Here is a 14,288-nt window from a genome sequence, read left to right as displayed (position 1 = left end):
GGCGTCAGTCTTCGGTGGGGGGGGCGCTGTCCGGTGCGTCCTTGGCTGTTGGGGCTTCCACCCAGAACATCAGCAGCTCATAGAACACCGCCAGCACGATCGGTCCCATGAACAGGCCGATCAACCCGAAGGACAACGTGCCGCCGATCACGCCCAGCAGGATCACCAGCATCGGCGTGGTCAGACCCTGCGCCATAACGATGGGCCGCAGAATGTTGTCGACGGTGGCGACCGGGACCATATAGGCGGTGAACAGCAGGGCCGGCAACGTCCCCATCGAGGTCCAGGCCCAGATCACCAGCGGCAGGATCACCACCGCCGCGCCGACCTGGACGATGGCCAGGATCAGGGCGGCCAGCGCGAACAGCCCTGCCGCCGGTACTCCGGCCACGATCAGACCGATGCCCAGCAGCATTGCCTGCAGCAGCGACACCCCGATCACGCCGCGCGCCACGTTGCGGATCGTGGCACCGGCCAGGTCCACGAAACCCGCCCCACGGTCGCCAATGATCCGACGCCCGAAATGCCGGATGCCGTCGGCCAGTTTCTGACCCGGCAGGAAAAGGAACCCGGCGATGATCATCGAGATGGTGAATTGCAGGATGCCGCCCGCCAGACCGGCGGCGATTTCCAGCAGATGAGTGCCCAGGTTCAGGACCGTTGCGCCATAGTCATGCAGGAAGGTTTCCAGATTGCCGGTCAACATGGTCCAGGCGTCGTTCAGATTGGGACCGATCACCGGGATATCGGCCAGCCACGTCGGCACCTTCAATTCAAGGGACTGGGTGCGGATCTTCTCGGCAAAACCGGCGACCGACCGGACGGTGCTGGTGACCAGCGCCGCCGCCGGGCCCAGGATGACCGATAGCCCGACCAGCGTCAGCAGGGTTGCCGCCAGTTTCCTGCGGCCGCCCAGACGGGCCGCCAGCCACGCATAGACCGGGTGCAACGCCACCGCCAGGACGACCGACCAGGTCACGATCGCCGCGAAAGGCGCCACCAGCCGCAGTGACAGATAGGCAAAAAGCGCCAGAAACCCCATGCGGATGGCCACGTCGATGGCGATGGCGTCCGTGCTGCGGGATGGTTTGGGGGCGGGAGCGTCGGTCATGAATCTGGCCTTTCGGATGCGCCCGGATCGGACGGGGGGCGTGAGGACGAAGTGTGGCGCGGTCGGACCGAATTGCCAAACGCCCCCACGATACTGCCGATCAGCACCGCGACATACAGGGTTCCGACGGCGGCCTCGAACCCGGCGCAGATCCGGGCTAGGGGATCCACCGGAAGAATATCGCCATAGCCCAGCGTGGTGATGGTCACCAGGCTGAAATAGACTAGCTGGCCATGCTCGGCGGGACCGTCGCGCAGGGCAAAGGCGCCGGGCCGCAGGTTTTCAATGTGAAGATAGAGAACCGACCAGACCAACGCCAACAGCACATAGCCGAACACGGCCCCCATCAGGCTGTCGAAGCTGCCGGCGCGCTCGCGCATCAGATAGGTAAAGACCAGCCACAGGGTGCCACCCAGCAGAAAGGCGGTCTCGACTGCCAGAAGCGAACCGGTGTCAAATCCGAACCTGTCCACCATACTGGTCAGGAACCAGATCACGACAATGAAATTTCCCACAACCTGCTTTTGCCCGGCAACATTGGCGGACTGGATGGTGCCGATGAAAGTCAGGGCCAGCAGACAAAGCGTGAGTGTTTCCACCCAGTTCGCCTTGCCGAAGGCGGGCTCCAGCAACATGCTGACGACCAGAAGGACAAGCAGCAGGCTCCACCTGCGGCGGGCAACGGCGGCGTGATAGCGTTTCAGCACGGTCATCTTCGACAGTTCTCGCGAGACGGTTATACAGACAAGGCCACGCCGTGGCGGCCTTGTCCATGTCAGAGAAGGAAATCAGGGATTGCGGGAAGGGGTCAGACCTTGGTGAACTTGCCCCGGTCGATCACGATGCCCCGCCCGTCAAAGACGTTGCGGCTGTCGAACACCAGACGGGCATGTTCGGCCACCAGCGCGTAGTCCACATGGGTGTGATCCGTGGTCACCAGCACCGCATCATAGCCCGCCAGCGCCCCGGCGCTCAGATCGATGCTTTGACGGCCCGCCAGATCGGGATCGTCGCGGGTCAGGGGCATCACCGGGAAATAGGGATCGTGGTAGTCCACCGTGACGCCCGCGGCTTCCAGATGACGCAGGATGGCAATGGCCGGGCTGACGCGGCTGTCTTCGATATCTTTCTTGTAGGACACGCCCAGCAGCAGCACCCGGGCTTGCGCCGCCGCCACACCGGCCTTGACCGACACATCGGCGATGATCCGTTGGGCGATGGTCGCCGGGGTGGTGTCTGTGTAGCTGCGCGCCAGATCGACCAGCGGCAGCGAGGATCCCACGTCGCGGGCCCGCCACGACAGGAACACCGGCGACACCGGGATGCAGTCGCCGCCGATCCCGGGACCGGGATAGAAGGGCATGTAGCCGAACGGCTTGGTGGCGGCGGCGGGAATCACGTCCCAGATGTCGATGCCCATCTGGTCCAGCGCCACCTTCATTTCGTTCACATAGGCGATGTTCACGGTACGGAAGGTGTTTTCCACCAGTTTCACCGCCTCGGCGATGGCGCAACTGTCCACCGGCACCGCCTGGGACACGACCTTTTCGTAGAAGGTCTTCAGCAGGTCGCGGGTGGCGGGATCGTCGCCACCGACGATCTTGGGGATGGTGTTGGTGTGATGCACTTCGTTGCCGGGATCCTCGCGCTCGGGCGAGAACCCCAGGAAGAAGTCCTTGCCCGCGCTCAGGCCGCTGTCTTCCAGCAGCGGGCGCAGCACCGTCTGGGTCGCGCCGGGCCAGACCGTACTTTCCAACACCACCAGCTGTCCGGGTTGCAGATGCGCCGACAGGCTGGCGCCGGCCTTGCGGACATAGGCCAGATCAGGGTCACCGGCACTGTCCAGCGGGGTTGGCACGCAGATCAGGATGATGTCGGCAGCGCGGATCGCGGCGAAATCGTCGCTGGCCCCGAACCGCCCGCTGGCCACCGCAGTGGCAATGCGATCCTCGGCCAGATAGGTGATGACCCGCTGGCCGGCATTGATCGCCGCCACGCGGTCGGAATTCAGATCCACCCCGGTCACCCGGAACCCGGCCTCATGCACCGTCAGGGCCAAGGGCAACCCCACGTATCCTAGGCCGATCACGGCCACATGGGCCTGATCCGATTTGATTTTGTCTTTCAGGGTGCTGCTAAGCGAAAACTCGGTATTCATGGGACTATACGGCGTTGAACAAAGGGACCGGGCCACCCTAGCACACTCCGGCAGCAAACCACGAGTTGCAGGGCGATCTGGTTAAACTGTCGCGGCGTCAGGTCGCGGGGCAGGGCGTTGCGCCCCGCTTCTGGTCAACGGACTGGCAGCACGCCCGCGGATTCACCAACCCGCCCGATTGCGACGACGCAGCCTTGGCCACGGGGCAAACGGGGTGCTAGACCTTGAAGCAACGGACGATTTGAAGGGTTTCAGGTGACATGAAGGTATTGATCACAGGCGGCGCAGGGTTCATCGGCTCGCATCTGGCGGATCGGCTGGTGGCCGAGGGGCACAGCATTGACGTGCTGGACGATCTGTCCACGGGGCGGCTTGAGAATCTGTCGGACGCGATGGCCAGCGGCAAGGTGACTTTCACCGAAGGCAACATTCTGGATCGCGATCTTGTCGAACGGATGGTGGCCGAGGCCGATCTGGTCTTCCACCTGGCCGCCGCTGTCGGGGTCAAGTTGATCATGGAGGAACCCAGCCGCTCCATCCTGACCAACATCAACGGCACCGAGAACGTGCTGACCGCAGCCCTGACCGACAAGACGCCGGTCTATGTGGCCTCGACCTCGGAAGTCTACGGCAAGGCCCGCAAGTTCCCCTTCTCGGAAGACGACGACCTGACGCTGGGGGCGACCAAAAACCTGCGCTGGTCCTATGCCTGCGCCAAGATGCTGGATGAATTCCTGGCGCTGGCCTATGCCCGCGAAAAGGATCTGCCGGTCGTGGTGCTGCGGTTCTTCAACACCACCGGGCCGCGCCAGACCGGGCGCTATGGCATGGTGCTGCCCAATTTCGTGCAGGCCGCGCTGGAGGGCCGTCCGCTGAAGGTGCACGGCACCGGCGAGCAGACCCGTTGTTTCGGCCATGTGAAAGACGTGATCGAGGCGCTGATGCGGCTGATGGAAACCCCCGAGGCGCAGGGCCGTGTGTTCAACATCGCCAATGACGAGGAAGTGTCGATCAAGGCGCTGGCCGAGCAGGTGATCGCCGCCACCGGATCGACCTCGTCGATCGAACTGGTCGCCTATGACACGGTCTATCCCGAGGGGTTCGAGGACATGAACCGCCGCCTGCCGGATGTCTCGCGCCTGAAAGAAGTCACCGGGTTCCGGCCCGAGCGGCCCCTGTCCGAGATCATCGACGACATCATCGCCGAGAAACGCGCCCAGATGGCTGGCTGAGGGGCTTCCCCGTGGCCGATATCGTCATCGGATCCGGCCCTTCCGGCATTGCCGCCGTGAAGGCGCGGCTGGCGCTGGGGCGCGCGGTGATCCTTCTGGACGGCGGCAAGACGCTTGAGCCGGAACAGGCAGGCGCGCGTGACGCGCTGGCAGACGCAGACCCCGCGACGTGGGCGGCGGTGGATGTGGCGCGCTACAAATCCGGTCAGTACGGTGCCACGCCGGGTCAGATCCGCAAGTTCGGCTCGGATTTCGCGATGGAGCCCGCGGCGGAAACCTTTGCCGAGGCCGGGCCGGTTGCCCTGCGCGCCTCGCGCGCTGTGGGCGGGCTGTCGAACCTCTGGGGCACGGCGGTGCTGCCCTATGCGGCGCGCGACATGGCGGGCTGGCCGATCACGGCGCAGGATCTGGCGCCGCATTACCGCGCGGTGCTGGGATTCCTGCCAGTGTCGGCGCGCCGCGATGCGCTGGCCGACCTTCTGCCCGACGGCTTGCCCGAAGCGCCGTCGCTGTTGACGCCTTCGCCGCAAGCGCGGGTGCTGCTGGCGCGGGCGGAGGCACGCGCCGACAAACTGGCGGCGCAGGGCCTTCGCATCGGGGCGGCGCGACAGGCGGTGCGCGCCGATTGCCGACAGTGCGGATTGTGCCTGCATGGCTGTCCCACCGGCACCATGTGGTCGGCGGCAGACACGCTGCGCGACATGCTGGGCGATCCCCGGCTGGACCATCGCCCCGGACAGATCGTGCGCGCCATCGGCGAGACCGATACGGGCGTCGAGGTTCACCTGTCGGACGGACGCCGGGTGTCGGGCGACCGGCTGTTTCTGGCGGCCGGGGTTCTGGAAACGGCGCGGATTCTGCTGGCGTCGACCGGGTTCGAAGCCGACAGCCTGACCCTTCGCGAAAGCCAGCACGGGTTCCTGCCTGCCCTGCAGATCCGGCCCAACCGGCGGCGGCCCGACCGATTGCCGCATCATACGCTGCCGCAGATGTTCGTGGAATTGTCCGACGACGCGGTCTCGCCGCATCTGGTGCACGGGCAGGTGTATACGTGGAACGATTTCTATGCTCGTGATCTGCTGCAGACCTATGGCGCGAAACTGCCTTTCAGTGCGCCGGTCTGGCCGGTGCTGGCGCGGCGGCTGATCGTGACACAACTGTTCCTGCATTCGGATCATTGTGCCCGCATTATCCTGCGGCGGGCTGCCGATGGCCGGCTTCAGGCGCAGGTCAGCTTGCCCGAAGACACCCATGCCCGCCTGCAATCTGCGGGGCGTACACTGGCCAAGGGACTGAAACACTTGGGGTTGGCCGGGCTGCCCTTCGCCACCCGGCTGGGCGCGCCCGGTTCCAGCTTTCACGTTGGGGCAAGCCTGCCCATGTCCGAAACGCCCGACGCGCGGGGGGCGGACCCCCTTGGGCGGCCGGCGGGAGCCTCGCGGCTGCATGTGGTGGATGCCTCGGTCCTGCCGGCGATCGCTGCCACCACCATCACCCTGCCGGTGATGGCCAACGCCTATCGCATTGCCACCGAAGCGCCCGCGTAGCTGGCGCCGTTTTCGAAGGCCCCGGCGTCCAGCACCTGCGCCAGTTCGGTCTTGCCCGCACGGTGGGCCGCGCGCGCCAACGCTGCGCCGTATTGCGCCAGAACCCGATCCTCGCGCCAGGTGGATGTGAAGGCCTGCCGGGCGGCGGCGGACAGGGCTGCCCGCTCTGGCGCGCTGCCTTGCAGGGTCGTCATTGCCGCGATCAACTCGTCCTCGGTTTCGAACAGGGTGCCGGCCCCGGCATGTTCGACGATCTCGGGGAAGGGGCCCAGGCGGCGGGCGATGACCGGGGTGCCCAGACGGAAGCTTTCGATCAGGATGATGCCGAAGGTCTCATAGCAGACCGAAGGCACGATCAGCCCCAGCGCGCCCCGATAATAGGCCGCCAGTTCATCCGGGGACTTGCGGCCCAGGAAACGGATGCGCGGGTTGTCCTTTGCCAGATCCTTCAGGGCCGGAGCATAGTCGCCATCGCCCAGGATCAGCAGGTCGGCATCGGGATATTTGTCCATCGCCGGGAACACGTCTTGCAAGCCCTTGATCTTCTCAAGCCGTCCGACGAACAGGAAATAGGGGCGGGGATGCCCGGAGAAGGGTTCGGTGGCCTGGTGGTCGAGATCGGGCAGGAAATAGGGCAGCACCTCCATCTCTTGCCGCAGGCCGAAATCGCGATGCTTGCGGCGGCTGAATTCGCTTTTCGCGACGATCAGATCGGCCTTGTCCATCTGCCGGTCAAGATAGCCGGTATAGCGCCACACCTGCGGCGGGCGCTTGAAGCTGAGCACGCAGCGCAGGCAGTCCTTCTTGTCGCAAAGCTCCCGGTTATAGCGCCACAGCACATGCGAGGGGCAGACCAGCCAATGCTCATGCGCCTCGTAAAGTTTCAGGCCGCTGCCATAGTCCAGGATGCCCGGCCCGCCCACCAGCGACACGTTGTTGTACCAGGTGATATCATACGCCCGTTCCGCCGTGATCTCGCGCAGGCGGGCGGCATGCACCACCGGGCGACCGGTCTGCTGGGTCAGCAGGTTCGACGCGAGGCCCGAGCGGCTGCGCAACCCGATGCGGATGACCCCGTCGTCGGGCGGATCGCCCGCGGGGGGCTTGCCGCCGAGGATCAGGAAGGAGTCCTCGTCATGCACCACTGTCACCCGATGGCCGCGCGCCACCAGCGCCTGCGCCATCCGCTGGGTGCCGATGGCATCGCCGCCGAAGGAATAGGGCGGGTAGAAGGTGGTGAACATCAGGATGTCGAGGCTTCTCATGAGGGCGTGTCCTGAGTTTTGGGAGCAGCAGCGGGTGCGGCAGGCCGGAACAGGCCGCTGAGATAGCTTTGGGTCATGGCCAGCCGCCGGCGCATGGTGATCATGGCAACGCCGGCATAAAGCCCGATGCCGACCACGGCCTTGATCAGCAGTGTCGGGAAGGCGGGAAGCCCCAGAAGGTAGGGGTCGATCACCCGAAGACCCAACACCATGATCAGACCGCCGAACAGCGTGGCGAAATGCGGGCGCATCAGGCGCGAGATCGACAGGCTGGCATGACGTCCGATCAGCCACCAGCGCAGCGGCGACAGCAGATAGGCAGTGGCCACATAGGCGATCACCATCCATTCCAGCTTCTGCCCACTCAGCGCAACAAGGGCCAGCGTGCCCGAGATCAGCGCCGCATTGGCCAGGAAGGCCAATTCCCGCACATGACCGAAGGCAAAGGCAAAGGCTTCTTCAATCTTCGCGATACACAGGAAAAACCCGTAGAACGCCAGAACCGACAACACCGGGGCTGCGGGCAGCCACTTCTCGCCGCCAAACAGCACCACCACCTGTTCCGAGACGATGGCCAGCCCGAAGAAGGCCGGCAAGGCCACGAAACTGGCAACGCGCAGGATATCCAGCAGCAACTCGCCAGCGGTGTTGCCGATGCTGCGCTGCGCGGTGAACGACGGCAGCGCCGCCATGCGCAGCGGGGTAACGATGAGAAACGAGCAGATCTCGACCAGCCGCCATGCGATCGTGTAGAACCCGAGGCTGGCCGGACCCAGGGTGGCGCCAATGACGATCGAGGGCATCTGCGCATTGGCCATCTCGGCCCCGCGCATCCCGATCACATGCGAACCGAAAGACGTCAGCATCCGCAGGCGCCGGGGGTCGAATTGCAGGCTGGGGCGCCAGTCCACCGCGCGCCAGGCCAGCACCACGTTTGTCAGGTTCAGCGCGATCCGCTGAAAGATCAGGGCCCAGACGCCGAAGCCGGTCAGCGCCAGTCCCAGCCCGACGATGCCACCGCTGACAACGCCCGCCACTGCCCGGATGGCCAGCGGGCGCAGGCGCAACTGACGGCGCAGCAGGGCCACCGGCACCGCGGTGATCGCCGTGGTGAAGACAATCGGCACCGCGGCCCACATCAGGTATTGCACCTGCTTGATGCCATAGAAGGACGCGACCAGAGGTCCGCCCAGAAACAGGATCAGCGACAGAAGGGCGCCAAAGGCCGCCAGCGCCCAAAACACCGTGTTGATGTCCGAATCCGTGATGTCGCGGGCCGAGAAGACGTATTCCGACAGGGTTTCGCGCACCAGACCTTCGCCCAGAATGACCGGCACGATGGCCATGGTGAGCAGGCCGAAGGACTCGGCCCCCAGCAGGCGCGACAACAGCATGAAAACAAGGAAATTGACCAACTGTTCCGACCAGTTGCCCACGGCCATCCAGGCGACGCCTTTGGAAAATCTTTGTTTGGTCGCCATGGTTACATTGTCCGGTCGGTACGGCCCCTGTCCTTCGCGGCACGACGAAAAACGCCCACCACATGCGATTCTGAAGATCGCGGGCGCCACTGGCTACTGATTACCGTGGCCTCGTTAATGGAGTGATACACCAGAATCACCCTGCAACCAGTTGGTTTTCTGGACTTGTCTTTGTGACCATCGGCACTTCTTGGGGCCGAATCGGGGGTTGAATGTGTCTGCGGACTCACCCGCGCAGCCATCCCGAGAAATCCTCGCCCAGCAGATCGCCCAGTTGGGCAACGTCGTCCTGCAGGCGACTCACCAGAATCGCGCGGGCTTCCGGGGTGATCGCGGGGCGCTGGTCGCGCAGGTTGAACCCGGCGATCCAGTCGCGCACCTGCCAGCGCAGGCGGCGTGGCAGCACCGCGCCGAGCGTTCCGGTGATCGGATTGGGCTTCATCAGGAAATCCTGAAACGCCGCGTTGCGCGGCACGCCCCCGGCATTGTGCCGCTTGTCGACATTGGGCCGATGCGCGGTGTCAGCACCGATGAAGGACTGAACCTCGGCCACCATGGCGGCAGGATCGGCGTCGAAATCCTCGTACCGGCGCACAAGGATCTGCGCGCGGGGAAACAGGGCAAGAAATCGGGCCAGTTGTTCGCCGTAGCGCGGGAAGCGGGAATATCCGAACATCGGCTGCCAGCCCTTGGCAAGTCGGCTGTCCTCGGCCTTCAGCGCCTCGGTGAAGTCGGTCAATGGTTCGATCCGCAGCTTTTGGGCGCGCATGAAATGCGAAAACGCCTGCTCGATGGGATTGCGCAGGATCACCACAAGCCGCGCCTCGGGCACGTGATGATGGATGCGCGCGGCCGAACGGGGTTCGTAGAGGTACAGCGGCGAGGCCTCGCCCAGGATCGCGCCCTCGGGGGCGGGGTCGAACAGCGCCTGATAGCGGGCCAGATCGGTGATCGAATTGTTGATGAAATCGGCGCCCGGTCCCTGGCAGTCCAGGTTCAGCCCCTCGTAGCAGAAAAAGTTCGGCTCCTTGCCGTCGGGCATGAACACATCCGGCGCCTGCCGCAGGTATTCATACAGGGCCGTGGTGCCGGCGCGCGCGGCCCCGATGATCAGGAAATCAGGCATGCGCGACATCGGCGGTCTCCTTGTCCAGTTGGGCTTTTGCGCGCGGCCAGTCTTGCAGCGCGAAAGGAAACGCCCAGTGAACGGATGAATGGTTCACGCCGACGTCCCTTTCAGTTTTCGGTGGCTGGGTGTTCCCGCGCCCCGTCCGGGGACAGGGTCACATGGCGCACCCCGCGATCGGGAAGGGCCGCTGCCGCAGCGGCATTCTGCGCCTCACCCATGTCTTTCAGGTAAATCGGCTTGCCGGGGGGCAGCATCGGATCGTTGAGCACCAGGGCCGGGCCGATGTCGCCCGGGGTCGTCACGAACACCAGATCATGGCCAAAGCGGCCTGCTTCGTGGAGGGCCTCAAGCCCTGCATAGTTTTCGCGGTACTGGTGGTATTTCTCGGCCCCGCGCCACGGCAGGAAAACCATCAGGGCGCTGAGACACAACGCCCAGATCACGCTGCCGGCGCGTTTCGCGGTTTCTTCCGGCGCGCGCGACATGAAGGCGGTCAGCCCGCAGGCGCTGATCCAGAACACCGGCAGACAGGCGATGTACCAATAGCGCGGGCCGACGAAGAAGGTGCCGGTGAACCAGTAGAAGAACATGCCGCCGATGGTGCCCAGCAGCACCAGCCCGAGAAACAGGTCGAACCGGGTGATCCGCCGCCAGTTGCCCCAGGTAAGCGCCAGCCCCGCCGCCAGGAAGGATCCCGTCGCCCATCCCAGGGCCTCGCGGTTCAGGGATGCCAGCCCGTTGGCGGTGTTGATGGCGCCCTCGAACGGGCTGTGGCCGGGACGGAAATCCAGCGCACCCCAGCTTTTCGCGGGCGGGCCAAGGTCGGGACCGAAGCCAAAGGCATTGCGGGTGTCGGGCCAGTAGCCCTCAAGATAGGCGGCCAGCGGCGCCACCAGCGGATTGCCGGTGATCGCGAAGTTGGCAATCAGGTAGATCGCGCCGGTGGCGATGCAGCCCAGAGCATAGCCAAGGATCGGACGCCAGCCAAAGGGCCGGTGCGCCACAAGGGCCAGCCCGGTCAGCACGCCGATCAGAACGCCCTCGAATTGTCGTGTCGCGAACAACCAGCCCATGGCCAGGCCCCCGGCCACGGCCCAAGCCACTGACAGCGGGCGCGCATCGCCATGCCGCAGGAAGCCGCCGCAGCTCAGACACCACCACGCCAGCACTGCCATGAACACCGCCGTCGAATGGGTCATGTACGAGCCGCCGACCGCCAGCACCCAGGGCGAGAATGCCATCAGCAGCGCCACCAGATTGGCCTGCGCCACCGCGCCGCTGCTGCGCAGGGCAAAGCTGCGGGCCAGCAGCACCGTCGCGCCGGTGAGCAGCGGGTTGACCAGCCACGGCATTCCGGCAGCAATCCCCAGCGCCAGCAGGATCGGCCAGCCCGGCGCGGTGGTCGGGATCCAGCGTCCGTCCACGATGTCCAGAAGGTAGTATTCCAGGCCAGGTCGCAGCGCCTCGGGTGGGGCCGGGGCGGTCAGCGCGCCTTGCAGGTACAGCTTGGCCTGCAGGATATAGGGCACCTCGTCGCCCACATGCGGAATCGCCTGCATCGCCAGAACGCCCATCGCCAGACTGCCTGCAACCGCCAGCGCCGCGAAGATCAAGCCCGGCAGGCGCAGCCCAAGATCCGGTCCCGGCACCAGCAACAGCCCGCCCAGGGTCAACAGGTGCAATCCGATCAGGCCGCCCCACAGCATGATCTGCACCGCATAGCTGGGCAGAAAGTCATAGGCGACGTAGAGCGTCGGCGAGACCGCGAACAGCGCCAGCACGCCCATCAGCACGACCAGCCGCAGCCCGCCGCCCCAGCCGATCCGCCGCTGCAGGCCGACCCGGATATCGGGAAGCAGCACCCAGATGGTCACGGCGGCCTGAAGCCCCAGCGCCGCCAGGCCAAAAACGACCCGCAGCGACAGCGGCGTCAGCTTCAGCGCCGGGAAGTACTGATCCTGAACCAGCATCCACTGGCCCATCGAGCCCAGCAGGAACACACCGGCCAGTGCCGCGAAATCGCGATAGCCGCGCAGGGCCACGAATCCACAGAACAGTCCGGTCAGAACAATCGGCAGAATCGGCCAGACAAGGGGATGCGACAGGCCGGCCACGGCGGCTGCGGCCGGGGTGGCGGCAAGGGCTGCAGTGGCGGCAACCAGCGTTCCGGTGGCGGCGATGCGGGCGGATTTCACACAAAGCTGGGGCACGATGACCGATCCCTTGACCAAATACTGCACTCGACGGCGTTGCTGTCAGGGTAGCGGCCCGCCGACACAAGCTGCAAACAATAAACCCCTTCGAAGGAAAGATATTCCGGTATTCCCACGGGCGGACAGGCGCAGGTTGACGCAGGGACGGGCACCAGCGCGGCGGACTTGTTTTCAAGCTTGCATCGCACGGGGGTTGCACCCACAACACGCTTCCCGGACAGTGCCGGGATGGTTGGAGCAAGTCAGGTGGGCGAAGTGCAGGACATCGACTATGGAATCGACGCGTGGGGACATGACCTTGTGACGGTCCTGCCCGACGGCAATGTCGGGCTGCGGGATCCGCTGGCGCCGGGCAGCCCTCCGGTGGCCCTGCCGATGATCGTCGAGGATTTGCGGGCCCGTGGCATCGGCACCCCGATCCAGCTGCGCGTACAGTCGTTTCTGGACTACGGGCTGAACCGCCTGTGCGATGCCTTCGACGCGACCATGGCCGAGGTCGGCTACAAGGGCGCCTATCGCGGGGTCTTTCCGATCAAGGTCAACCAGCAGCATGAAGTCGTCAGCCGCATCGTCGAGGTTGGCCGGGCGCGCGGCTATGGGCTGGAAGCCGGCTCGAAGCCCGAGCTGATCGTCGCGCTGGCGCAGCCGCTGGCCGATGAAAGCCTGATCATCTGCAACGGCACCAAGGATGACGAGTTCATCCGGCTGGCGATCCTGTCGCGCAAGCTGGGCTTCCGCACCGTGATCGTGCTGGAAAGCCTCAACGAGTTCGAGATCGTCCGCCGCGTGGCCGAGGAGTTGGACACCAAGCCGCTGCTGGGCGTGCGGGTAAAGCTGACCCAGTCGGTGGGCGGCAAATGGGAAGCCAGTTCCGGCGACCGGTCGATCTTCGGTCTGGGCACCTATGAGCTGGTACAGCTGATCGACCGGCTGGAAGACAGCGGGTTGATGGAGTGTCTTGTGCTGCAGCACAGCCATCTGGGCAGCCAGGTGCCCAATGTCATCGACGTGCGCCGCACCGCCACCGAGGCCTGCCGCTTCTTCACCGAGTTGCGCCGTCTGGGCGCGCCGTTGACCTACATGGATCTGGGCGGCGGACTGGGCATCGACTACACCGGCGAAAAGCGCCCCTCGGAAAACTCGGTGAACTACTCGGTCGAGGAATATTGCTTCGCGGTGGTCGAGACCGTGGCCCACGCCATGAATGACGCCGGCGAGGCGCATCCGACCATCGTCACCGAGTCGGGCCGCTTTGTGGTGGCGTTGTCGTCGATGCTGATCTTCGACGTGCTGGACGCGACCCTGTATGACGTGCCCGACAAGCCCGTCGCCCGCGACGGCGATCATCATCTGTTGACCGACCTGATGGCGGTGGAAAGCTACCTGGATGGCAACCGCGTGCAGGAATGCTTCAACGACGCGGTCTATTACCGGGACGAATTGCGCGCCCTGTTCCGGCGCGGCGTGCTGGACCTGCGCCAGATGGGCCGGGCCGAACGCACCTTCCTGTATACCCTGTCGCGGATCAGCGAGGTCGAGCGCGCGCAGGATGGCGCCAGCGAGTTGCGCGACCAGCTGGAAAACTACGTGGACTATTACCACTGCAATTTCTCGATGTTCCAGTCGCTGCCGGATGTCTGGGCCATCGATCAGATCCACCCGGTGATCCCGTTGCAGCGGCTGAACGAGGCTCCGACCCGGCGCGCGGTGCTGACCGACATCACCTGCGACAGCGACGGCAAGATCAAGCGCTTCGTCCTGGGCGACGGCATGCACAAGGCGCTGCCGGTGCATGATCTGCGCGACGGCGAGGACTATCTGATCGGTGTGTTCTTCGTGGGCGCCTATCAGGAAACCCTTGGCGATCTGCACAACCTCTTTGGCGATGCCAATGTGGTGACCATCGCGCTGGACGGCGAGGGCGGGTTCACGGTGGAGCACGAGGTCGAGGGCGACAGCATCGCCGAGGTCCTGTCCTATGTGGAATACGATCCGCAGGACTGCCTAGCGGCCTTCCGCAAGCGCGTCGATCAGGCGGTGGCCAAACGCGCCGTGACCTCGCAAGAGCGCCGTACCCTGATTTCGGCCTACAAGGACAGCCTGTCGGGCTATACCTATTTCGAATAGGCCAACACGAACGCATGATCGCCCC

General features: G+C 65.1%; 10 protein-coding genes. 3 read left to right on the top strand and 7 right to left on the bottom strand.

Annotated elements, in window-relative coordinates; genetic code table 11:
• Positions 1-4 precede the first annotated feature (4 nt).
• The 3 genes from H8B03_RS00715 to H8B03_RS00705 all read right to left on the bottom strand — a co-directional run bounded on the left by H8B03_RS00715 (position 5) and on the right by H8B03_RS00705 (position 3,269).
• Positions 5-1,111 (bottom strand): AI-2E family transporter, encoded by a 1,107-nt coding sequence (locus tag H8B03_RS00715; RefSeq protein WP_193139280.1) that lies wholly within the window; start codon positions 1,109-1,111, stop codon positions 5-7.
• Entirely contained in the window at positions 1,108-1,824 is a 717-nt protein-coding gene (locus H8B03_RS00710) for a potassium channel family protein (RefSeq protein WP_193139278.1), read from the bottom strand. Before H8B03_RS00710 ends, H8B03_RS00715 begins: the two co-directional genes overlap by 4 nt.
• Positions 1,825-1,919: 95 nt before the next feature.
• Positions 1,920-3,269 carry a nucleotide sugar dehydrogenase gene (locus tag H8B03_RS00705; RefSeq protein ID WP_193139276.1) on the bottom strand — a complete coding sequence of 450 codons (1,350 nt, stop codon included), beginning with the start codon at positions 3,267-3,269 and terminating at the stop codon, positions 1,920-1,922.
• A gap of 260 nt (positions 3,270-3,529) precedes the next feature.
• On the opposite strand from H8B03_RS00705, the gene H8B03_RS00700 reads away from it, so the two are divergent.
• Both H8B03_RS00700 and H8B03_RS19150 read left to right on the top strand, forming a co-directional pair.
• A complete protein-coding gene (locus H8B03_RS00700) occupies positions 3,530-4,501 on the top strand; it encodes an NAD(P)-dependent oxidoreductase (RefSeq protein WP_193139274.1) in 972 nt (323 codons plus the stop codon).
• Positions 4,502-4,512: 11 nt separating this feature from the next.
• Entirely contained in the window at positions 4,513-6,048 is a 1,536-nt protein-coding gene (locus H8B03_RS19150) for a GMC oxidoreductase (protein ID WP_193139271.1), read from the top strand.
• On the opposite strand, the gene H8B03_RS00690 is transcribed toward H8B03_RS19150, so the two are convergent.
• The 4 genes from H8B03_RS00690 to H8B03_RS00675 all read right to left on the bottom strand — a co-directional run bounded on the left by H8B03_RS00690 (position 6,018) and on the right by H8B03_RS00675 (position 12,133).
• On the bottom strand, positions 6,018-7,313 hold the full coding sequence (locus H8B03_RS00690) for a glycosyltransferase family 4 protein (protein ID WP_193139269.1): 1,296 nt from the start codon (positions 7,311-7,313) through the stop codon (positions 6,018-6,020). The two genes, H8B03_RS19150 and H8B03_RS00690, sit on opposite strands and share 31 nt — an antisense overlap.
• Positions 7,310-8,794, bottom strand: coding sequence for an oligosaccharide flippase family protein (locus H8B03_RS00685; protein WP_193139267.1), 1,485 nt, complete (start codon positions 8,792-8,794; stop codon positions 7,310-7,312). Before H8B03_RS00685 ends, H8B03_RS00690 begins: the two co-directional genes overlap by 4 nt.
• Positions 8,795-9,020: 226 nt before the next feature.
• Positions 9,021-9,929: a sulfotransferase gene (locus tag H8B03_RS00680; RefSeq protein WP_193139266.1), complete on the bottom strand. Its 909-nt coding sequence runs from the start codon at positions 9,927-9,929 to the stop codon at positions 9,021-9,023.
• Between the two features lie 101 nt (positions 9,930-10,030).
• Complete coding sequence (locus tag H8B03_RS00675) at positions 10,031-12,133, bottom strand: hypothetical protein (protein WP_193139264.1); 2,103 nt, start codon at positions 12,131-12,133, stop codon at positions 10,031-10,033.
• Positions 12,134-12,364: 231 nt separating this feature from the next.
• Here H8B03_RS00675 and speA point away from each other — a divergent pair, with 231 nt between their 5' ends.
• Complete coding sequence (gene speA / locus H8B03_RS00670) at positions 12,365-14,263, top strand: biosynthetic arginine decarboxylase (RefSeq protein ID WP_193139262.1); 1,899 nt, start codon at positions 12,365-12,367, stop codon at positions 14,261-14,263.
• Positions 14,264-14,288: the final 25 nt, after the last annotated feature.

Source organism: Meridianimarinicoccus sp. MJW13 (assembly GCF_014901205.1).
In the GTDB taxonomy this organism is placed as follows: Bacteria; Pseudomonadota; Alphaproteobacteria; order Rhodobacterales; family Rhodobacteraceae; genus Meridianimarinicoccus.
This window is presented reverse-complemented; position numbering and strand designations above follow the sequence as displayed.